Source organism: Calidifontibacillus oryziterrae (assembly GCF_000331575.1).
Taxonomy (GTDB): domain Bacteria; phylum Bacillota; class Bacilli; order Bacillales; family Bacillaceae_J; genus Calidifontibacillus_A; species Calidifontibacillus_A oryziterrae.
The window spans coordinates 132,850-154,197 of the sequence record NZ_ANOK01000005.1 but is presented as its reverse complement, the minus strand read 5'-3'; the positions used below and the strand labels follow the sequence as shown (position 1 = coordinate 154,197).

At 37.4% G+C, this 21,348-nt stretch carries 22 protein-coding genes; 21 read left to right on the top strand and 1 reads right to left on the bottom strand.

Translation table 11 applies throughout. The features are described 5' to 3' along the window. The first annotated feature begins 208 nt into the window (after nucleotides 1–208). The 21 genes from D612_RS0105255 (at nucleotide 209) to D612_RS0105145 (ending at nucleotide 20,858) form a co-directional block, all read left to right on the top strand. On the top strand, nucleotides 209–1,720 hold the full coding sequence (locus D612_RS0105255; RefSeq protein WP_017754445.1) for a sugar ABC transporter ATP-binding protein: 1,512 nt from the start codon (nucleotides 209–211) through the stop codon (nucleotides 1,718–1,720). Between the two features lies 1 nt (nucleotide 1,721). Then, nucleotides 1,722–2,708, top strand: coding sequence for an ABC transporter permease (locus D612_RS0105250; protein ID WP_017754444.1), 987 nt, complete (start codon nucleotides 1,722–1,724; stop codon nucleotides 2,706–2,708). A 16-nt stretch (nucleotides 2,709–2,724) separates the two neighbouring features. Further along, entirely contained in the window at nucleotides 2,725–3,948 is a 1,224-nt protein-coding gene (gene mtnK, locus D612_RS0105245) for an S-methyl-5-thioribose kinase (RefSeq protein WP_017754443.1), read from the top strand. Between the two features lie 15 nt (nucleotides 3,949–3,963). Beyond that, nucleotides 3,964–5,037, top strand: coding sequence for an S-methyl-5-thioribose-1-phosphate isomerase (gene mtnA / locus D612_RS0105240; RefSeq protein WP_017754442.1), 1,074 nt, complete (start codon nucleotides 3,964–3,966; stop codon nucleotides 5,035–5,037). 160 nt (nucleotides 5,038–5,197) lie between these two features. Beyond that, entirely contained in the window at nucleotides 5,198–5,998 is an 801-nt protein-coding gene (locus D612_RS0105235) for a class II aldolase/adducin family protein (protein WP_017754441.1), read from the top strand. Nucleotides 5,999–6,115: 117 nt separating this feature from the next. Next, nucleotides 6,116–7,792: an aldehyde dehydrogenase family protein gene (locus D612_RS0105230; protein WP_017754440.1), complete on the top strand. Its 1,677-nt coding sequence runs from the start codon at nucleotides 6,116–6,118 to the stop codon at nucleotides 7,790–7,792. 93 nt (nucleotides 7,793–7,885) lie between these two features. Then, complete coding sequence (locus tag D612_RS0105225; RefSeq protein WP_017754439.1) at nucleotides 7,886–8,206, top strand: BMC domain-containing protein; 321 nt, start codon at nucleotides 7,886–7,888, stop codon at nucleotides 8,204–8,206. 67 nt (nucleotides 8,207–8,273) lie between these two features. Further along, a complete protein-coding gene (locus D612_RS0105220) occupies nucleotides 8,274–8,543 on the top strand; it encodes a BMC domain-containing protein (protein ID WP_017754438.1) in 270 nt (89 codons plus the stop codon). Between the two features lie 230 nt (nucleotides 8,544–8,773). Then, complete coding sequence (locus D612_RS18650; RefSeq protein ID WP_017754436.1) at nucleotides 8,774–9,244, top strand: BMC domain-containing protein; 471 nt, start codon at nucleotides 8,774–8,776, stop codon at nucleotides 9,242–9,244. Continuing rightward, nucleotides 9,241–9,516, top strand: coding sequence for a BMC domain-containing protein (locus D612_RS0105200; protein WP_017754435.1), 276 nt, complete (start codon nucleotides 9,241–9,243; stop codon nucleotides 9,514–9,516). Before D612_RS18650 ends, D612_RS0105200 begins: the two co-directional genes overlap by 4 nt. A gap of 81 nt (nucleotides 9,517–9,597) precedes the next feature. Further along, nucleotides 9,598–9,873 carry a BMC domain-containing protein gene (locus D612_RS0105195; protein ID WP_017754434.1) on the top strand — a complete coding sequence of 92 codons (276 nt, stop codon included), beginning with the start codon at nucleotides 9,598–9,600 and terminating at the stop codon, nucleotides 9,871–9,873. Nucleotides 9,874–9,885: 12 nt separating this feature from the next. After that, nucleotides 9,886–10,551 carry a phosphate propanoyltransferase gene (gene pduL, locus D612_RS0105190; RefSeq protein ID WP_017754433.1) on the top strand — a complete coding sequence of 222 codons (666 nt, stop codon included), beginning with the start codon at nucleotides 9,886–9,888 and terminating at the stop codon, nucleotides 10,549–10,551. 145 nt (nucleotides 10,552–10,696) lie between these two features. Continuing rightward, nucleotides 10,697–10,957, top strand: a complete 261-nt coding sequence (locus D612_RS0105185) for a EutN/CcmL family microcompartment protein (protein WP_017754432.1) — start codon at nucleotides 10,697–10,699, stop codon at nucleotides 10,955–10,957. A gap of 24 nt (nucleotides 10,958–10,981) precedes the next feature. Then, nucleotides 10,982–12,142 carry an extracellular solute-binding protein gene (locus tag D612_RS0105180; protein WP_017754431.1) on the top strand — a complete coding sequence of 387 codons (1,161 nt, stop codon included), beginning with the start codon at nucleotides 10,982–10,984 and terminating at the stop codon, nucleotides 12,140–12,142. Nucleotides 12,143–12,428: 286 nt separating this feature from the next. After that, the gene (locus D612_RS0105175; protein WP_017754430.1) at nucleotides 12,429–13,763 is read left to right on the top strand and encodes a CoA-disulfide reductase; all 1,335 of its coding nucleotides are present in this window, start codon (nucleotides 12,429–12,431) and stop codon (nucleotides 13,761–13,763) included. Nucleotides 13,764–13,853: 90 nt separating this feature from the next. Next, nucleotides 13,854–14,690 (top strand): CoA transferase subunit A, encoded by an 837-nt coding sequence (locus tag D612_RS0105170; RefSeq protein WP_034726036.1) that lies wholly within the window; start codon nucleotides 13,854–13,856, stop codon nucleotides 14,688–14,690. Then, a complete protein-coding gene (locus D612_RS0105165) occupies nucleotides 14,687–15,412 on the top strand; it encodes a CoA-transferase subunit beta (RefSeq protein WP_017754428.1) in 726 nt (241 codons plus the stop codon). The genes D612_RS0105170 and D612_RS0105165 overlap by 4 nt, the downstream gene beginning before the upstream one ends. A 299-nt stretch (nucleotides 15,413–15,711) precedes the next feature. Next, nucleotides 15,712–17,277 (top strand): peptide chain release factor 3, encoded by a 1,566-nt coding sequence (locus D612_RS0105160; RefSeq protein WP_017754427.1) that lies wholly within the window; start codon nucleotides 15,712–15,714, stop codon nucleotides 17,275–17,277. Between the two features lie 286 nt (nucleotides 17,278–17,563). Continuing rightward, nucleotides 17,564–18,274: a response regulator transcription factor gene (locus D612_RS0105155; RefSeq protein WP_017754426.1), complete on the top strand. Its 711-nt coding sequence runs from the start codon at nucleotides 17,564–17,566 to the stop codon at nucleotides 18,272–18,274. Next, nucleotides 18,271–19,722 (top strand): sensor histidine kinase, encoded by a 1,452-nt coding sequence (locus tag D612_RS0105150; RefSeq protein WP_017754425.1) that lies wholly within the window; start codon nucleotides 18,271–18,273, stop codon nucleotides 19,720–19,722. Before D612_RS0105155 ends, D612_RS0105150 begins: the two co-directional genes overlap by 4 nt. A 71-nt stretch (nucleotides 19,723–19,793) precedes the next feature. Next, nucleotides 19,794–20,858 carry a LolA family protein gene (locus tag D612_RS0105145; RefSeq protein WP_017754424.1) on the top strand — a complete coding sequence of 355 codons (1,065 nt, stop codon included), beginning with the start codon at nucleotides 19,794–19,796 and terminating at the stop codon, nucleotides 20,856–20,858. Between the two features lie 139 nt (nucleotides 20,859–20,997). Here D612_RS0105145 and D612_RS0105140 read toward each other — a convergent pair whose 3' ends face one another. Then, complete coding sequence (locus D612_RS0105140) at nucleotides 20,998–21,204, bottom strand: zinc ribbon domain-containing protein (RefSeq protein WP_017754423.1); 207 nt, start codon at nucleotides 21,202–21,204, stop codon at nucleotides 20,998–21,000. Nucleotides 21,205–21,348: the final 144 nt, after the last annotated feature.

The following is a 21,348-nucleotide window of genomic DNA, read 5'->3' as shown; positions in this document are numbered from 1 at the left end:
CCAATAGCGAACGAATTCGAACGATTGTATAAAGATTTTAAGAGAAAAAGTACTATTTGGACTAATAGGGGTCAAAGCATCTCTGGTCTTACATTTAGCTACCAAAAGAGCTACGACAGCTCGGCTAAATGTGCATGTCCCAGAGTAAGCTTAAGGCCCCTAATAAGTTAATTACTTTTTTTCATACAATTGATTGAGGGAAGGACGTATGGGCGCAATGAGAACATTGTTAGAAATGAAGAATATAACGATCGAGTTTCCAGGTGTTAAGGCTTTAGATAATGTAGATTTCTCTACGGAAACTGGTGTATCCCATGCTCTCATCGGGGCAAATGGAGCGGGGAAATCTACGCTAATGAAAGTACTTTCGGGTGCTTATAACCACTATACTGGTTCCATTTATATGGATGGGAAAGAGGTTACGATAAGAACACCGAAGGATGCACAGGATCTTGGGATACAAATTGTCTATCAAGAGGTTGATACAGCATTGATCCCGTACTTAACGGTCGGAGAGAATATCATGTTGAATGAAACTGTTCATGATATGGGATCAAAACAATTTGTCAATTATAAAGAAATCCATCGAAAAGCAACAGAAGTTTTAAAAAGCATGCATATTAAAGTTTCATCAAAAAAATTAGTTAGTGATCTTACTTTAGCAGAAAAACAAATGGTTCTTATAGCGAGATCGATCTCAAAAGAATGTAAATTTCTTATTTTAGATGAACCGACTGCTCCTTTAAGCCATGCTGAAACAACGGAGCTTTTTCGGATTGTAAGAGATTTGAAAGCACAAAATGTTGGTATTATTTTTATCTCTCATCGACTTCCGGAGCTATTTGAAATATGTGATGAGATAACAATTATGCGTAATGGAAAATTTGTAATAAAAGAAAAAATTGCGGATACTACACAGGCGCGTGTAGTAGAGTATATGCTTGGGCAAAAGCTGGAAGAACAGTTTCCAAAGTTTCAAGGTGAAATTGGCAATAAAGTACTTGAAGTAAAGGGGCTTTATGATAAATCAGTCGTGAAAAAGGTAAATCTATATATAAGGGAAGGCGAAATTGTTGGTCTGGCTGGACTAGTTGGTGCCGGTAAGACAGAAGTTTGTAAGGCAATATTTGGTGCTGAAGCAAAAACTGCTGGCGAGATTAATATTAAAGGGCGAAGTCTGAAAATTAATAATCCCTATGAGGCTGTTAAACAAGGTCTTGCCTTAGTCCCAGAGGAAAGAAGAAAGGAAGGTATTCTCGTCCAAGAAACTGTAACGACGAATCTTTCCGCAGCTAATTTAAAAAAATTCAGTAAAGCATTTAGTTTTCTCAACTTTAAGGGCGAAAAGAAAAATGCACAAGATATTATCAAGAGTCTTGGCATAAAAACGCCATCAACTGAAACGAAAGTGCAAAATTTATCAGGTGGTAATCAGCAAAAGGTCGCAATCGGGAAATGGTTAGTAGCTGATGCAGAGGTCTATATTTTTGACGAGCCGACAAAAGGAGTTGACGTTGGTGCAAAAAAGGATATTTTCGAGCTTATTGCTGGCTTGGCACAACGAGGGAAGGCGATTCTTTATGCTTCTAGTGAACTAACGGAGATCATGGGAATAACCGATCGTGTTTATGTGATTTACGATGGTGAAGTAGTCAAAGAAATTGAAACAAAAAACACATCGGAAGAACAAATTTTATATTATTCAACAGGAGGCAAATAGAATGGAGCAAGCGAATCCTGTGGCAAAACAAAAATTTGACTTTTTTGATTTTCTCTATAAATACGGAACGATGATTACAATTGTTGCTTTAATTATCATTTTTGCAATCGCAAATCCAAGCTTTATTCAAACGAATAATATTATAAATATTTTAAGATCAATTTCGATTGTCACAATTATTGCGATCGGTATTACCATCTCTTTGTCTGTTGATGGCTTTGATTTATCAGTAGGTTCAGTAGCATCATTAGCAAACGCGATTGTTATATCAATGTTTGTCTGGTATTCACAAAATATTTTCATTGCGATTCTTGCGGCAGTTGCAGCAGCACTCTTAGTCGGTTTGCTTAATTCTTTTATGATAATAAAAATTGGTATACAGGATATGTTAATCACATTAGCAACAATGTTCATTATCCAGGGGATTGCTCTTACCTATACGAGGGGTGCAACAGTATCTCAAAATATGGTTATGCCAGATGGTACATTTGCTACGGGTATTATTAGCCCAATTTTTGCAAAAATCGGCCAAGTACCTTGGATTATCATTATTATGCTTGTCATAGTTTTTTTGGTTCATATTTTTCTTACCTATACAAAGCATGGACGCTATATGTATGTTATTGGCGGTAATAAAGAAGCTGCTAGACTATCAGGGATTGCAGTGGATAAATATAAGGTGATTGCTTATTTATTGTCTTCTATGTTTGCTGCTTTTGGTGGAATTATGCTTGCCGCTAGGGTCATGACAGCAGAAATTAATGCTGGTGCACCTTATTTAATGGACTCTGTTGCAGCAGCCTTTATCGGCTTCTCCGTACTTGGTGCTGGGAAACCAAATGCCTTTGGGACATTTATCGGCGCAGTGCTAATAGGGATCCTGCAAAATGGATTAGTTATGATGTCGGTTCCATATTATGCAATGGATATTGTAAAAGGAACAGTGTTAGCATTTGCACTGGCGTTAACCTACTATAAGCTGAAATAAAAATAGGAGGATAAAAATGGCTGATTTTAAAACAAAGTATTTTACGATGAAGGAAGAGGACGCAATTGCATATTCAAAAAGCATTTTAAATTTTTTTGATCCGAACGCGAAGCTTACATGTAAAGAAATTGGCGATGGAAATTTGAACTATGTATTTAGACTAGTTGATGAAGCAAATAATAAATCGCTAATTCTTAAACAAGCCGGTCCTATTGCGCGTATTTCTGATGAATTTAAATTATCCCCAGACCGCAATCGAATTGAAAGTGAAATATTAGCTTTGCAGGGGAAGTTAGCTCCTGGCCTTGTGCCAAAGATGTATCATTACGATCCGATTATGAATTGCTTTGCAATGGATGACCTCTCTGATCACCAAATTATGAGAGCAGCGTTGATTGAACATAAAAAATTCCCACTATTTGCAGATCATATTTCCACTTTTCTAGTTAATACCTTGCTATTAACCTCTGATGTTGTTATGGACCATAAGGAAAAGAAAGAATTGGTTGGAGATTTTATCAATCCTGAGCTTTGCGAAATCTCGGAGGACCTAGTCTATACCGAGCCATTTTATGATTGCCCACGAAATGATGTTTTTGAAGGATCCCGCGAGTTTGTAAAGGAACACATTTGGAAAGACGAAAAACTTCAACTTGAAACAGCAAAGTTGAAATTTGAATTTATGACAAATGCCCAATCATTAATCCATGGTGACCTTCATACTGGTTCTGTTTTTATCAAAGAGGATTCAACGAAAGTCATTGATCCCGAATTTGCTTTTTATGGTCCTGCAGGCTACGACGTTGGAAATGTAATCGCTAATCTAATATTTGCATATGTAAATGGCAAATTTACAATTTCAGATAATGCAGCTAGAGATGATTTTACCACCTATATTGAAAATACAATTAAAGATATTGTTGATCTTTTTAAAGAAAAATTCATAAAAGCTTGGGATGAAAACGCGACTGAACGTGTAGCAAAGTATGAAGGATATAGGGAGTATTACTTAGATAACCTATTAAGAGATACAGCTGCTGTTACTGGCCTTGAATTATGTAGAAGAATAATCGGATTGGCACATGTTAAGGATATTACTTCAATTCAAGATAAAGACGCTAGAACAAAAGCTGAAAAAATCGCTCTTACAATAGGGAAAACGTGCATTCTCCAAAGACAAACTATGAAAACTGGTAATGACTACGTTTCTTTAGTAAAAGACACACAACAACGGTTTTAGATAGGAGGATCTAAAATGGACAAATCAAGTGGAGTAATCCAATCAGTAAGACTTGATGACGAAAGAGATAGGCTGATCATATTAGATCAAACCGTCTTACCTAATAAAAAAATATTTTTAGAAATCGATAATATGAAGGATGTTTGGGATGCTATCTATCATTTAAAGGTTCGTGGTGCTCCGGCAATCGGAATTGCTGCGGCTTATGGAATATACTTAGGAACAAGAAAAACAGATGCCTCTACTTATGATGAATTATATGAAGAATTTAAGAAGATTAAAGATTACTTAGCATCATCACGTCCTACTGCAGTTAACCTTTTTTGGGCATTAAATCGAATGGAAAAACGATTTTTATTAGAGAAAGGTAAGAATGTGGATGAGGTTAAAGCCGCCTTAAAGGAAGAAGCAGAAAATATACGTGCTGAAGACGAAAAAGTAAATGAATCTATAGGTAAATATGCATTGTCATTACTGAAGCCAGACATGGGATTGTTAACACATTGTAATGCAGGTGCAATTGCAACTTCAAAATACGGGACAGCGCTGGCACCGATCTATTTAGGACAAGATCAAGGATATAATTTTAAGGTATATGCTGATGAAACGCGTCCATTACTACAAGGAGCAAGGTTAACAGCTTGGGAATTAAATGAAGCGGGAATTGACGTCACTTTAATATGCGATAATATGGTCTCAATTGTTATGAAGGAAGGCAAAGTACAAGCAGTACTTGTTGGCTGTGATCGTGTCGCAGCCAATGGCGATACAGCAAATAAAATTGGCACATCAGGTGTCGCTATACTTGCTAAACATTACGGTGTTCCTTTCTATGTTTGTGCACCACTTTCAACTGTAGATTTAGAATGTAAAACAGGTGATGACATTGAAATTGAATTGCGTCCTTCTGAGGAAATAACGACAAAGTGGTATGCAGAATCAATGGCACCAAAGGATGTAAAAACGTATAATCCTGCATTTGACGTAACGGATCACCAATTTATTAGTGCCATCATCACAGAAGACGGGATTGCATATGCTCCGTTTACTGAAAGTCTTCCGAAAATGTTCGAAGCAAGCCAAAGCTAAAGCCAAAGCCAAAGATAAAGCTAAAGTTAAAGCTAAATCCAAAGCATAAAAGAAAAGTATGTAATTTTATTGGATACCATCTTTTAATGAGTTTTGTGTGTTTTAATATAAATTGAAAAGTTATTTGGTAATAGTGATTTCGGAAATGGGGATGGTTAAAATGGTTGATAATAACGGCTATTATTCTGATTTTGAAGCAAAGAAATGGATATGTGAAATTGGTAGAAGGGTGTATAATAAAAACTTTGTTGCAGCGAATGACGGTAATATAACAGTCAAATGCGGACCAAATACAATTTGGGCAACACCAACAGGAGTAAGTAAAGGTTTTATGACACCTGACATGATGGTGAAAATGGACCTCCAGGGAAATGTTATCTCAGGAAAACATAAACCGTCTTCTGAAGTTAAAATGCATTTACGCGTTTATAATGAAAATCCTGAAGTTAAGGCTGTTGTCCATGCGCATCCACCTGTTGCTACATCGTATGCCATTGCGGGGATTAGCTTGGAAAAACCTGTTACGGCGGAGGCGGTCGTGTTGTTAGGCACAGTGCCAATTGCACCGTATGCAACACCAGGCACACAGGAAGTACCAGATTCAATCGCGCCATTTTGCAAAAACTATAATGCGGTACTTCTTGCAAACCACGGGGCGCTTACTTGGGGAAGAGATATTATCGAAGCGTATTTTCGGATGGAATCTTTAGAGCATTATGCCTTAATGCTAATGTATTCAAACAATATTATTAATAAAGTGAATGAGCTGAATTGCAACCAAATTGATACCTTAATGGGATTAAGAGAAAAACTTGGCATCAAAACTGGTGGAGTACCACCATGTAAAGATGAAACTACAAATCCTTTGAAGGGTAAAAATGAATTACAAGCAAAAGAAGAGTTGATAGAGACTATCGTTCGCAAAGTAACCGAAAAGGTTCTAGAAAATATGAAGCGCTAACCCTAACAAGAGGATGCTACTTGTTGATTTTGTTGATTCAGTTGATTCACAAAGTAAAACTCAAAGTTGCCATGTACTCGTAAACACAAAGCTTTGAAAGGAGTATCACCGCTAACTATGAATATAACAGAACATGATATTCAAAAAATAGTTCAAGCCGTCTTACAAAACGTGGAAGGATCACTGGCAAAGACAGCTAATGATGACACCCCAAAATCTGTCAGACCCATCAAAATGAAGACACTAGATCCATCAGAACATAACAAGTCAGAGAATTCGGGTGGATATCTAAAGGGAAATGGCACCAATCATAATGGGAAAAATAAGCAATTTCCAGGACTAGTAGCTCCAGTGAACCATTGCGCTACTACTACGAACACGAGTAATAAAGGTAACGGCCAAGCTAGTGGTAGTCATTTAGATTCATCTACAGGACAGTTTGGCGTTTTTGAAAATATGGATGACGCAATTGAAGAGGGTTTTAACGCCCAGCGGAATTATGTCAAAAACTTTCAACTCAAAGATCGTGAAAAAATAATTTCCGCAATACGTAAAGCAATATTAAAAGAAAAGGAATATTTAGCAAAGCTCGTTTTTGAAGAAACGAAGTTAGGTGTTTATGAAGATAAAATTGCCAAACTAGAGTTAACTGCTTTAAAGACACCTGGGACAGAGGATTTGAGGACGCATGCAATTTCGGGTGATGACGGATTGACTATTATTGAACAAGGCCCGTTTGGACTAATTGGAGGAGTTACGCCAGTAACAAATCCGACTGAGACAATATTCAATAATACAATCGGAATGATTGCAGCTGGAAATGCTGTTGTGTTTAATGTACATCCATCCTCAAAACGATCGTGTGCTTATGCTGTTTCACTCATAAATAAAACGATAATTGAGGCAGGTGGTCCGGCGAACCTTGTAACAATGGTGCGAGAGCCAACTATGGAAACAATGCAAAGGCTAATTGATAATCCAAAGGTAAAAATTCTTGTCGGAACTGGAGGACCGGGCTTAGTCAAATCATTATTAAAATCAGGGAAAAAGGCAATTGGTGCAGGAGCAGGGAATCCACCAGTCATTGTTGATGAAACTGCGGACATTGAACATGCAGCAAAAGCAATTGTTGAAGGAGCATCATTCGATAATAACCTTCTTTGCATTGCGGAAAAAGAAGTATTTGTTATAGATGCTGTTGCTGATGATTTAATATTCCATATGCTCAATAACGGAGCATATATGCTTTCGCAAAACGAGCTTGAACACGTAATGACCTTCGCCCTTGAAGAGAATGTAAACAAAGAAGCTAGAGGATGTAGCCTAGATACGAAAAGGGAGTATCATGTTGCGAAGAAATGGGTTGGACAAAGCGCAAGCAAGTTTTTAGAAAAGATCGGTGTTCAACCTAGTTCAAACGTAAAGCTGTTAATTTGTGAAGTAGATTTTGATCATCCTTTTGTGCAAGTGGAGCAATTAATGCCGGTTCTTCCAATTGTAAAAGTTCGAAACTTGGATGAAGCAATTGCAATGGCTGTGGAGGCAGAGCATGGAAATCGCCACACAGCATTAATGCACTCCAAAAATGTCGATAACTTAACTCGGTTTGCGAGAGCAGTTGAAACAACGATATTTGTAAAAAACGCCTCATCATTAGCTGGAGTTGGCTTTGGTGGTGAAGGTCATACAACGATGACAATTGCCGGGCCTACTGGGGAAGGAATTACGTCAGCAAGAACTTTTACGAGACAAAGAAGATGTGTGTTAGCTGAAGGTGGCTTTCGCATCATCTAGCACGGTGTTCTTTCTTGGTTTAAAAGTAGTAATTTTTTCAAAATAGTGGAATAAAGGGAAACCCAACACCATCCACAAATGTAGGTGATTAACATGAAGAAGGCAGTAGGCTTTTTAGAGGTACAAGGTTATAGTGTGGCACTTGCGGCAATGGATAAAGCATGTAAAGCGGCAAACATTAAAATAGAAGGAATCGATAGTAATAATCCAGTTTTGGGCAATGCCGCACCAATACCAGTGGTAATTCAAGTAAAACTTAGCGGTAGAGTTGATGATATCAAAATTGCCCTAGAATCGGCAAGGCAAGAAGCAAGCAGGTATATAAGTGAAAAGGATATTCTTTCCCATATAATACCATCAGCAATGCCTGGTTTAGAAAAGCTCCTTTCTACCGGAAAGGTAAAGCTCAAATAAAGGTAGACCACTTTCCATTTTAGTTTGGGAATCTACCTGAAAAGAGCACAAGTAAGGGGTGGAGAAAGTGAATAAGTCATTAGGGATCATAGAGGTAACGGGGATGGTAACTGCCATAGCTTGTATTGATGCAATGACTAAATCAGCTTTTGTAGATCTATATAAGGTTAATCGGGTTGGGTCAGGATTAATTGCTATTTTTATTAAAGGGGATTTAGCATCAGTCCTGTATGCGATCGATATAGGACAAGCTGAGGCGATGAGACATGGAGAGCTAGTTGCTTATCGTGTCATTCCTAGGCCTTATAAAGGTTTGTATTCCATTGTAGATAAATAAAACTAACGAGAGTTTGCATTAGAGTTTGCATTGATGTTTGCATTGATGTTTGCATCAGAGTTTGCATTAGAGTATGCATTAGAGTTTGCATCAGGCCTGTCGTATTTAATTTTTGCTAGAAAGGGAAGTATACAATTATAGATTGTAAAAAACAAGCGAAGTGCTTCGTGCCTTCTGGTTTAATGTCAGCTTAGAATTTTATAAATGTGCAAATGAGAAGGTGGTAATGGATGAAAAAGTATGAAGCGATTGGCGTAATAGAAGCACAGTACTTTGCCACCGCGATGGAGCTTTTAGACGAAATATGTAAGGCAAGTAATGTAGAATTTGTAACAAGCGAAAACTACCTCGGTGGGAGATTAGTAACATTAATTGTTGGGGGCAGTATTCCTGATGCCACAACAGCTATAAGGTTAGCTAAGCAGATTTGTGAAAACAAACCGAAAAACCCATTAAAAATGGCTTTGGTTATTACAAATCCCCATTCAGAAATTTTAAAATTTATCGTTCCATCCAAAATTGAAGGGCCAGGTAGGTTAAGTATTGTAGAAGATCTTTTACCAGAGGATCATTCCAAAAGTGCAGACTTAGTAAAAACAGCTAAAAAAGATACTTCACCTAAACAAAAAAGACGGAAAAGAACTAGTAAAACAGAAGCGAATAAAACAACAACAAAGACTAGCAAGGAGGCTTTATCATGAATGAATCAATAGGAATAATCGAGACAAGAGGATTAACAGCAGCGATAGAGGCGGCGGATGCAATGCTAAAGGCCGCAAATGTGGAAATTGTAGGGAGTGAAAAAATTGGTTCTGGTTTAGTATCAGTTATTGTCCAAGGTGATGTGGGTGCTGTCAAGGCAGCAACGGAAGTGGGAGCTGAAGCAGCAGGAAGGGTAGGCGAGTTAGTAGCAGTACATGTTATCCCAAGGCCACACGGTGACCTTTCTAAATTACTTCCAAATATTAAATAATTTTAGGGTGTTCTTTAAAAGCAGTTGAATTGGTTTCGTTACGAAAGCAGAAAAAGGATAAATACAGGAGGAGAACACAACATGAATAGTTCACTTGGAGTAATTGAAACAAGAGGGTTAACGGCTGCAATTGAAGCAGCAGATGCGATGCTAAAGGCTGCAAATGTAGAGATTGTTGGTAGTGAAAAAATTGGTTCGGGACTCGTGTCAGTTATTATTCAGGGTGAAGTTGGTGCTGTCAAAGCAGCAACGGAGGTAGGAGCTGAAGCAGCAGGAAGGGTAGGCGAGTTAGTAGCAGTGCATGTCATCCCAAGACCGCATTCAGACGTTACTAAATTAATCCCGAATTTAAAATAAGGCGTGATTTAAGTGATAAATACAACTAGAGATGACCTTATTGAAGAGATAACGTATTTGGTAATCGAAGAATTAAAAAACAGCAAATTGTTAAATGGTAATAAACAAAAAACGCACGTACCTGTGAGTATCTCAGCACGGCATATTCATTTGCAAGAGGATCATGTAGGACTATTGTTTGGTGAAGGATATCATCTGACAAAATTTAAGGAGATATCGCAGCCAGGGCAATATGCATGTAATGAGAAGTTAACACTAATCGGTCCAAAAGGAATCATTGAAAATGTAAGAGTGTTAGGACCGTTACGAAGCAAAACACAAGTCGAAATAGCGAGTAGCGATGCGCGAAAACTGGGACTATCAGCTCCTGTTAGAAATTCTGGGAATCTTAAAGGGTCAGCACCGATTACAATTGTTGGTCCGAAGGGTTCAGTCACCCTTGAGGAAGGCTGTATAATTGCCGATCGTCATATCCACATGACACCAAAGGATGCAAATGATTATGGTGTCTTTGATGGCCAGAAGGTTTCTGTATTAGTTGAAGGCGCTAAAGGGGGGGTAATGGATCAAGTTACGATAAGAATAAAGGATAGATATGCACTAGATATGCATATTGATACTGACGATGCCAATGCTTTTGGCTTAAAAGGAAATGAGCAATTAAAATTAATTTTTTAGACGTTAGGGACTATTAAAGTGGTGAAACATAAGAGCAAGGTCCTCGAAATTAAATTTAAAAAATATCTTTATCCCTTGTATAGATTACGTATTTTAAGCAGTAAGTGAAGGGGAAGACCCTTTTTAGGAAAGGAGGTTCGTGCGAATGATTATTGGGAGGGTGGTTAGCAAGGTAGTTTCAACAAGAAAAAATGATGCATTGCAAGGTTATAAATTGCTAGTTGTTCAACCTCGTTATGGGGAATCAGAAGACTACTTTGTTGCAGCTGATCATATAGGAGCAGGTGAAGGAGAACTTGTTCTTGTCACAACCGGTGATGCTGCTGGGCATGCATTAACAAAAAAAGCACCAATTGATGCTGTCGTTGTTGGAATCATTGATCACGAACCAGAAATCAAGGGGTGAAATAAGCAGGTGAATGAATAGGGAATGGATATCGAAAACGGTTTAAAAGTATTAGCAGTTGGGGACCCGGCAGTATATGCATATACTGATTCGCGATTTTCGTTAATCGAAAAATTTAATAAAACGAGAGGCGTCAAAGTAGAATTTAATATTGTGCCGTTTGATCGGTATTATGAAACAATGATGTCGACTTTTAATGGTGAGCAAGATTATGACATTGTTATGGTAGCAGGTCATCTATGGGCGAAGGACTTTATTAATCAAGGATTTCTTGCTGAAGTACAATACCCAAGCACAAAGGAATATAATCGTGAGGATATTTTAGATGTAATTGCCGGAGAAATGGTTGTTGATGGCCGACCTTATTTGTATCCTTCGTTTTGTGATGGTCATATTTTCCTGTATCGAAAAAGTGTTGTTAGTAGAGTGATGAATGAACAGTTATCGGACGTAGTAGATACGGATACAATTTTATTGCTCGCAGAAAAGTGCGACCGTGTTGATAATATGAGAGCTATAGCACTTAAGGCACATCAAAGTGAAATATTCTTGGATTTTTTACCGTATTTACGAAATGAAGCAATAGATGCTTTTGACATTACAAGTCATGCACCATCTTTTAATAATGAGAAAGGCATTATTGCATTAAAGAAGTACAACTCATTGAAGAAATATGCACCAGAAGATACGCATACGTATGGAAATGATGAAGTAAGGGTTGCATTCCAGAAGAAAAAGGTAGCGCTTACAGTTACTTGGGGTGGACAACTGGGGGTCGTGTTAAATGACCGTTGCTTAGATATTGAGGATGTAGGATTTGCAGCAATAAAAACAGCTTGGAATGTAACATGGAGTTTCGCCATTAGCCAACGCTGTAAAAATAAAAAATTGGCAAACGAGTTTTTAGCTTATATAACAAGTTCCGAAGTAGATCGCATCGTTGGCGGTTATGCTGGATCCCCTGTTCGTAAATCAACGTATGTTAAGGATGCTGAAAAATACAGATGGTATGATACACATCTCAAACTGATAGAAAAATATGCCAAACCATTACCGATGATGGATCGCGCCGGCGAAAAGATGGCACCATTATACGATTATATTTATAAAGCTTTTACAGGTGAACTAGATGCTGGAGAAGCTTTAGCATATGCCGAAGTGAAGGTGAAATCTGTAGTTAATTGAAATATATGGGTAAATAGCTAATTCATATGGGTAAAGTGCTGAAACATATGGGTAAATAGCTAATTCATATGGGTAAAGCGTTGAAACATATGGGTAAATAGCTAATTCATATGGGTAAAGGTCGAAAATATATGGGTAAATAGCTAATTCATATGGGTAAAGTGTTGAAACATTGAGGGAAATGCAAAAAAATGAGGGTAAAATCCAGAAATATGTTGGTAAATGAAATAATTTTCGAAATTGTAATATGAAGAAGGCTACAATTTCGTTGTAGGAGTAGTTGCGGATGAAGCTAGTCGTAATTGGTGGGGTAGCTGCTGGAATGTCTGCTGCCTCAAAGCTAAAACGAATTCATAAAGATGCACAAGTAGTGGTCTATGAAAAAGGTGGTTTCCTTTCATATGGTGCATGTGGACTGCCCTATTATGTGTCTGGTGAAAACGATGATTATACGAAAATGATCGCTCGAACGAGGGATCATTTTGAAAAGGAACTAAATATACAAACTCATCTTTACCATGAAGTCGTTAAAGTTGAACCGAAGAAAAAGCAAGTGATGATCAAAGATTTAGTCAATCATAAAGTTTTCCTAGACAGCTATGACAAATTAATGATTTCCACAGGCACTTTTCCAGTCGTACCACCACTAGAGGGGGTTAAACTTCCGGGGATTCATGTTTTGAAAACGTTAGAGGATGGAATTGAATTAAAAGAAATTGCAAACGAGCAAAATATTCGCGATGTAGTAATTGTCGGCGGTGGATATATTGGTATAGAAGTTGCAGAAGCAATGTCTTTTTTAGGGAAAAATGTTCGTGTCATTGAGCTTTCTAATCGAATTTTACAAACATTTGATCAAGAAATAACTGATCTAGCAGAAAAGGAATTACGAAAACATGGTGTTCAATTAAACCTTGGAGAGAAGGTTGAAGGTTTTATCGGAAATGAAAGAGTTAAAGGTGTTAGAACCGATAAAGGCGTATATGAGGCAGACTTAGTCCTGCTTTCAATTGGGGTAAAGCCTGCAACTAAGTTTTTAGCTGGTTCAGGAATTTCCCTAGCGCAAAATGGTGCGGTCATTATTGACCGTGAAATGCGAACAAACATTGAAGATATTTATTCTGCCGGGGACTGCGCCCAAGTTTATCACAAAGTAAGGGAGGAGAATACGTATATCCCGCTTGGAACAAATGCCAACAAAACCGGTCGTCTCGCTGGTGTTAACATAGCTGGAGGACACAATAAATATGTTGGTACGCTAGGAAGCGCGGCAATCAAAGTGTTTGATCTAGAACTGGGGCGGACAGGGTTATCAGAAATTGATGCAAAGAATTTAGCGATTGATTACACAACAGTATTTGTCGAAAGCGCCGATCATCCTCGTTATTATCCTGATCAAACACCCATTTGGATAAAGCTAATATGTGAAAAACGATCAAAGCGGATACTAGGTGCCCAAGCCATCGGTAACAAGGGTGTCGTATTAAGAATCGATGTATTTGCGGTAGCCATTCATAATAACATGACAGCGGATGATCTCGGTATGACAGATTTATGCTATGCTCCGCCTTTTGCTGGGGTGTGGGATGCGGTTCATATTGCAAGCAACGCTGTCAAATAGAATGGAATACGGTGCCAGGGAGGTGTCCAGGGAGGGTGCCATAGAGGTTCCTGACCCCGTCAAAAAATGGAAACAGTGGTGATGCGGAAAATGAAAAAGGTTTTGAGCTTGAAGGATGCGGTTGCACTTGTCCAAAATGGAGATATGGTTGCTTTTGGTGGTAATGTATTACATCGTGCACCTATGTCTTTCGTGCGTGAAATGGCGAGGCAAAGCAAAAGGAACTTAACAATTGTGAAAACTGCGGCTGCACATGAGATCGATTTACTTTGTGCGTTGGAAAATGTTCGAGCTGTACATGCTGGATTTGTAAGCTATGAGACAAAATATGGACTCGCGACACATTATCGAAAGGCTGTACAAGAAGGAGTTGTAACCGCAAATGAACATGCCTGTTACACTGTAATTAGTGCGTTAAGAGCAGCAACAATGAATGTTCCGTTTATGCCAGTTAGAGGTTTAAATGCCGGCGATTTATTATTAGAAAATGATTATTTTGTAGTTGTCGAAGATCCCTTCAGCGGGGAACCGATTACGTTAGTGAAATCTTTAGTTCCTGATGTTGCTGTAATTCATGTACAAGAATGTGATACAAAAGGCAATGCGCGAATTTACGGACCTAAGTTTGAGGATGTCATTATTAGTCGTGCTGCCAAAAAGGTGATTATCACTGCAGAACAAATTATCCCCGAGAGTAGAATGAAGGTTGCACACGAAAATATTGATATTCCCGGATTTCTTGTACATGCCATTGTCCACGCACCAAATGGCGCTAGTCCAACGGCTTGTTATAAGAAATATGATATCGATGATAAAGTTCTCACGGCATTTATAAAAATGAAGGGGAAGGACGAAATCGCTCATTCTTATTTAAAAAACTATGAAAGTAAAGATTATGCTGGAGAAAGGACGGCAATACGCTTATGAGGAATTCACAATATAGAGTTAGCGATGTCATGACTTGCGCGATCGCAAATTTTCTCCAGGATTATGAATCTGTCTTCCATGGTGTATCCTCACACCTCCCAATGGTGGCAATGCATTTAGCAAAACAGATGCATGCTCCGAACTTAGTTCATCTAAATATTCCTGGTGGTGTAAATCCAGCTTCTATTAAAAAAGCAGGATATTCATCAGCTGGTAGTGATTTGGTAGAGAATTCGGAAGCATATTTTCCACTCCAAGAAATTTTTGACCTATCGATGCGTGGCGGATTAGATGTTGCCTTTCTAAGTGGAATCCAATTCGATATCAATGGGAATGTTAATGCTTCAGTTATTGGCTCCTATAAAAAACCAAAGGTTCGCCTTCCTGGTGGAGCGGGAAGTGCCGTGCTAATTCCAACAGCCAAAAAAGCAATTATTTGGCGGACAAAACATGATAAACGTACTTTTGTTGAAAAAGTTGATTTCATCACAACAAGGGGTAACCTTTGGAAAATTGTTACGCCTCTATGCGTATTTGAATATAAAAACGGTAAGCTCCATTTAGATTCGGTTCATCCAACTTCTAGTTTAGAGGAGGTTAAAGAAAATACAGGTTTCAATCTAATTTATGATGAAATTAAAACTACAAAAGCACCAACTAACGACCAGCTTGCGATGTTAAAAAAAATTGATCCATACGATTATCGGTCAATTGAGTTTTAATTATTAATATTGTAAGGCTTTCTATATTATAAGGGAGATTTAAGTCAGGAACTATGACTTAAATTTTCGTAAAGAGAGATTTAAGTCAGGAACTATGACTTGAAATTTTCATAAGGGAGATTTAAGTCAGGAACTATGACTTGAAATTTTCATAAGGAGAGATTTAAGTCAGGAACTATGACTTAAATTTTCGTAAAGAGGTTGAACAGATAAATTTCAACCTCTTTCTATTTGCTCTTTTCCTTCATAAATTCCTTGTGATATATTTAGGAAGTGAAAAAATTGAGAGGAAATGAGTCATGAGTATAAAAGAACAAGTTAATCATAGGCGGACATTTGCAATTATATCGCATCCCGATGCTGGGAAAACGACAATGACAGAAAAACTATTGTTGTTTGGAAATATTATACGTGAAGCAGGAACGGTTAAAGGTAAAAAAACAGGCAAGTACGCAACCTCGGATTGGATGGAAATCGAGAAAAAAAGAGGGATATCAGTTACATCTAGTGTAATGAGTTTTCCATACGAAAATTATTACGTTAATATATTAGACACTCCTGGACATGAGGATTTTAGCGAAGACACCTACCGGACGTTAACAGCAGTCGACAGCGTTGTAATGATTATTGACTCCGTAAAAGGAGTAGAGCCCCAAACGATCAAGCTATTTAAAGTTTGTAGGATGAGAGGGATTCCGATCTTTACATTTATAAATAAGCTTGATCGTGAAGGGAAAGAACCGCTTGAGCTATTATCAGAAATTGAGGATGTTCTCGGAATTGAATCGTATCCAATGAACTGGCCAGTTGGAATGGGAAAGCGATTTTTAGGAATTATTGATCGTTTTAACGATCAATTTGTTCGTTATATGGGCGATGAAAAAGAGGAGGTTGTTCCTTTAGGAGAATTAAATAAAAGTGAAAATCCCTTGTTTGCGTCGGTATTTGATGAGCTCGAGCTTTTAGATGAAGCGGGAAATGAATTTAGTGCTGAACGGGTGATGAAGGGTGAACTGACACCTGTATTTTTTGGGAGCGCCCTTGCTAATTTTGGCGTTCACACATTTTTTGATACATTCATTCGGTTTGCGTCGCCGCCAAAACCGCGAAAGACAGATGATGGCATGGTTAGTCCTGATACACCTATTTTTACAGGCTATATTTTTAAAATCCAAGCAAATATGAATCCAGCACATCGCGACCGAATTGCTTTTTTACGGATTTGCTCAGGTAAATTTCAGCGTGGCATGAGTGTCCAATTAACAAGAACGGGTAAAACCATTAATCTTAATCAGACCCAGCAATTTCTTGCTTCAAGTCGCGAAACGGTTGAGGAAGCATATGCAGGTGACATTATTGGAATCTATGATCCTAATATGTATCAAATCGGCGATACACTGACTGAAGGAAAAGAGCAGATTCATTATCGCGAGCTACCACAATTCCCGCCGGAAATGTTCCGGAAAGTACGCGTGAAAAACGTTATGAAATCAAAGCAGTTTAAAAAAGGAATTGAGCAGCTTGTGCAAGAAGGAGCAATCCAATTGTTCAAACAAGACTCCAATGATGATGTTATTTTAGGTGCAGTTGGTCAACTTCAGTTTGAGGTATTTGAATATCGCATGAGGGCTGAGTACAATGTTGAGATTGAATTTACAAGCATAGGAGAAAGAATTCCACGATGGCTGGTAGAGCAACCGAAGGATAGACGTCTATTTGATTCCCGTAGCTTACTCGTGAAAGACCGGTATGGGAGATATGCAGTGTTATTCGAAAATGACTTCACATATCGTTATTTTAGCGATAAAAACAAAGACGTCGAGCTAATTGACCTGTTTGAGGCAAATGACTATAAAAGCTTGTAATAGGATGATGAAGTTTCGTAATTTATTTTTATAATACACGCTGAACGTGTTAATTGAATCTTTATTTTAGTGGGTGCTCATAAATTGGGTACCCTTTGTTGTGTGTAGTTTACCTTTATTCTCCCCTTAATAACCCAGATTTGGAAACTGAAATTCCTTATTAGGAAAAAATAAATTATTATTGGTAATATACGGTAGGTGAACGGCCCTAAAAAATAAAGAATTTATTAAATTTATAGATTAACCAAATTTTCCATTTATACTCGTAATCAGGGGAGGTAAGCAGGTGAGCATTCATGTTTTAGTGGTGGAAGATGACTTAGAAATAGCAAGAATAATACGTGATCATTTACAAAGAAAAGGATATGCGGTGACTTGGGCTTCGACTGGTCAGGAAGGCTGGGATGATTTTCAGGCAAACCATTACGATTTAGTTATTATTGACTTAATGCTTCCGGAAATGGATGGATTCACTCTGGTTAAACACATTCGGCTCGAGACGGATGATGTTCCTTTATTAATTATCAGTGCAAGGCATGAAGACGACGATAAAGTGAGGGGCTTTAGAGGGGGAGCAGACGATTATTTGACGAAACCTTTTAGTTTACTAGAATTGGAGGCGCGGATTGAATCTCATCTGCGCAGGTTCCGAAGATATCATCGTGAGCAATTTGAAAATAATGAACGGCTAACATTCCAGTCTGGTTTAAGTATTGATTTTTACAATAAAATAGTAACATTAAACGGTGCAGAAGTAGCGTTAACATCTAAAGAATATGCATTACTGGTACTACTGATAGCGAACCCAGGCAGAGTTTTTTCGAAGAAGGAGTTGTATGAGCACATATGGAATCATCCAGATGTTGAAGGTAACAATACAATAACGGTTCATATTAAAAGCATACGTACTAAGCTTAACGACCCAATTAAACAACCGATTTTTATCCAAACTGTTTGGGGAATGGGATATCGTTTTATTGGTGAGGTTTGCGTATGAAATTGAGAACATGGCTTGCGATTAGTTATTTTATTGTAATGGTGTTACCGTTATTATCAGCCTATTGTTTTTACATTTGGTTGCAATCAACGAATAACCAACAGTTATTTCATGATTACCTTGATGCAAATACTACGATTGCAAAGCTTGAAAAAAAGTTACAGAATCCTTCTCTGTATAGTAATTCGAATCAGTATATAGACGAATTAAATACGTTAACGACAGATTACGAAAGTATTCGTTTATTTAATGCAGAGGGTGTACCGTTATTTAGTAGCCATCAAAATGCGTACTTTTCCTCAAAGCTAGCAAAGGAAGAGCTTTATCAGGACTTATATAAGCTCCGTTCTGGTCTACGAGCACATACTATTAAGAAACCAGTATTTTTAAATGGTACGATTATCGGCTTTTACGAAATTGAGATTACTAGGGTAGATAACATTCAAAAAATGAATGAGAAAAGAAATTTGATTACCTTCCTCTTTTTTCTAAGTTTCATAGCGATTTACACTTTTATCATATTACTTGTAAAGCGTAAATTAACAATACCACTAACTCAATTAATGAGACAAATGACTGACTTTGCAGCTGGCAAAAGCGTTGCTGAGATTCGGGCTGGAAAAGATGAAATCGGAGTATTAATTCAACATTTTGAGAAGATGCGCAAACTATTAACCTTAACTCAAACGAAGGTTCAACAGGAACAGAAGGGAAAAGAATTTATCATCGCATCAATATCCCATGATTTAAAAACACCATTAACATCGATGAGAGCTTATAGTGAATCATTAAAACAAACAAATATAACAGATGGAGAAAGAAACGAGTATATTGATGTGATTATAGGTAAGGCAGATTATATGAAACAAATGTTGGATGATTTGACAATTTACACACTGCTTCAATCGGATGAGAAAAAAATGGAACGTGTCGTTGTTGATGCGGAAGAATATTTTGAAATGCTTCTTAGTGGCTACGAAAAATTATGTGATGAAAAGCAGATTATATTAACACAACAAATTAGTGTGACGGGGACAATTTTTGTTAATAGCAAGGAAATGGTTCGTGTAATCGATAATCTTGTTACGAATGCGATCAAATTTACGAGAGCGAACGAACGAATTTGGCTAGGTGCTTTTTCTGAGATAGATTCATTACCACAATGGATTTTTCCAGTTGCAAGACAATCTATTATGAAGTATCGTGAACATGGCTTCATAGTCGTTGTCCAAAATGAAGGTCAAGTAATTCCTGAAAAGGATCAACCAAAGGTTTTTCAACCTCTATATCAGGTCGAAGAAGCCCGAACAAAGTCTGATACGGGTACAGGACTTGGACTTAGTATTGCCAAAATAATTATCGAAAAGCATGAGGGCATGATTGAACTCTATTCAGAAGCAGACCATGGGACAACAATTGTTTGTTGGCTTCCATTTTACAAAAAATGATCGGGGAGAATGGTTCTTTATCTATGGAAAAGTGTTATAATATTTCCCCCTGAACCAGAGGAGAAAAGAATATGAAGATAACTAAACTATTATGTGGTGTTTTGTTAGCATCAACACTAACATTGACGGGATGTGCGGAAGGGAATCAATATACTTCCTCAGAGCAAATTGTGGAAGAGCTTTTAAAGCAGCATGAGCAATTGAAAGTGCCAAAATCCTTTTATCAAGAGATGGTCACAGTAACTTCTGAAAATAACAAAGTTCTAACTGAGGAAACGTTAAAAGTATGGCATGATTATGGAACCGGTCGCTTTCGATATGAAATTTTTGCAGAGAACGGTCCGGTAAGATATACAGTTTTTGATGGAGTTGAGAGAATTTTATACAGAGAAGGAGATGAAAATGCAGTTGTAATGGGTGCGCCTACTACTCATGTAGACCAACCTAATTCGTTAATCGATTCCTTCATCCAAGGATTAAACGATTTGGCTAAGACGCACGAAATTACGTTTATAGGCGAAGAAAAGGTAGATGGTGTTTTAACCTACCATTTGAAAGCTATCGCAAAAGATCCAAATGGCATTATTGGAAATCAAGAGTTTTGGATTGACCAAGAGAAATGGGTTATGAAGAAAATTAGTAGTGAATTTGGAAATGCTCGCCAGGAAACATTAATTAAAGACTATCAAATGAATATTGAGATCAGCGATGATTTATTTGCATTACATCTTCCTAAAGATGTCAAGTTGGTAAAGGATGAGCAACCACCAACGATAACAATCGAAGAAGCTCAAAATCTATTAGGTAAGTCATTTTATTATTTCCCTTCATCAGAAGAAATTCAAATGCAACCTATAATAAATCTAGGTGAAAAAACGATAAGTATTACTTATATGAAAGATGGATTTACCTATTTCTTGTTTACGATAAATCAAGTTGAAAATTCTGAGACATTTTCAAATGATTATCAAGTACATGGACAAAATGCTCAGTTATTAGAAGGTCAGTATGGAATTGGAGACACGCTTATGTGGGAAGAAGAAGGATTACAATATACGATAACAGATGTCGGAAATGTTCTTAAAAAAGAGGAAATATTTATGCTTGCTGAAAAGATGATAAAGTCAAGTAATTAAGTTTTTACTAATTTAAATATTGCCCTGTAAAAAATCTGTACTAGAGCGACGCAAATTGAAACTATTAAAAAAAGGAGCTATCCTTAAGTTAAAGATGACTTATTAGATAGCTCCTATCTATGTATATAGGGTGTTTAGTTTAACCGCCAAAAAATAAATCAAGGACGTTTCCAGCGGTAGATGGGTCGCGATTGTAAAATTCAGAGTATCCACAATTTTTACAAAAAACAACAACAAATGTATTATTTTGTATGTCAAACATTTTTGCTAAACCAGTGCCTGTCATTGCTACTTCTTTTCGTCCTGCGTCAGTACTGCCACATTTAATACAGCCTTTAGCGCTCATTAAAATTTGCCTCCCTTGTAATTTCCCACCATATATATTAGACGACGAAAATTTAAATTAGTTTCAAAATTTAAACAATCTTTTAAAACGAGGGTGAGTTTCTGGGATTTTTCGTATACAATAGGTAAGGATAACTTACAAACA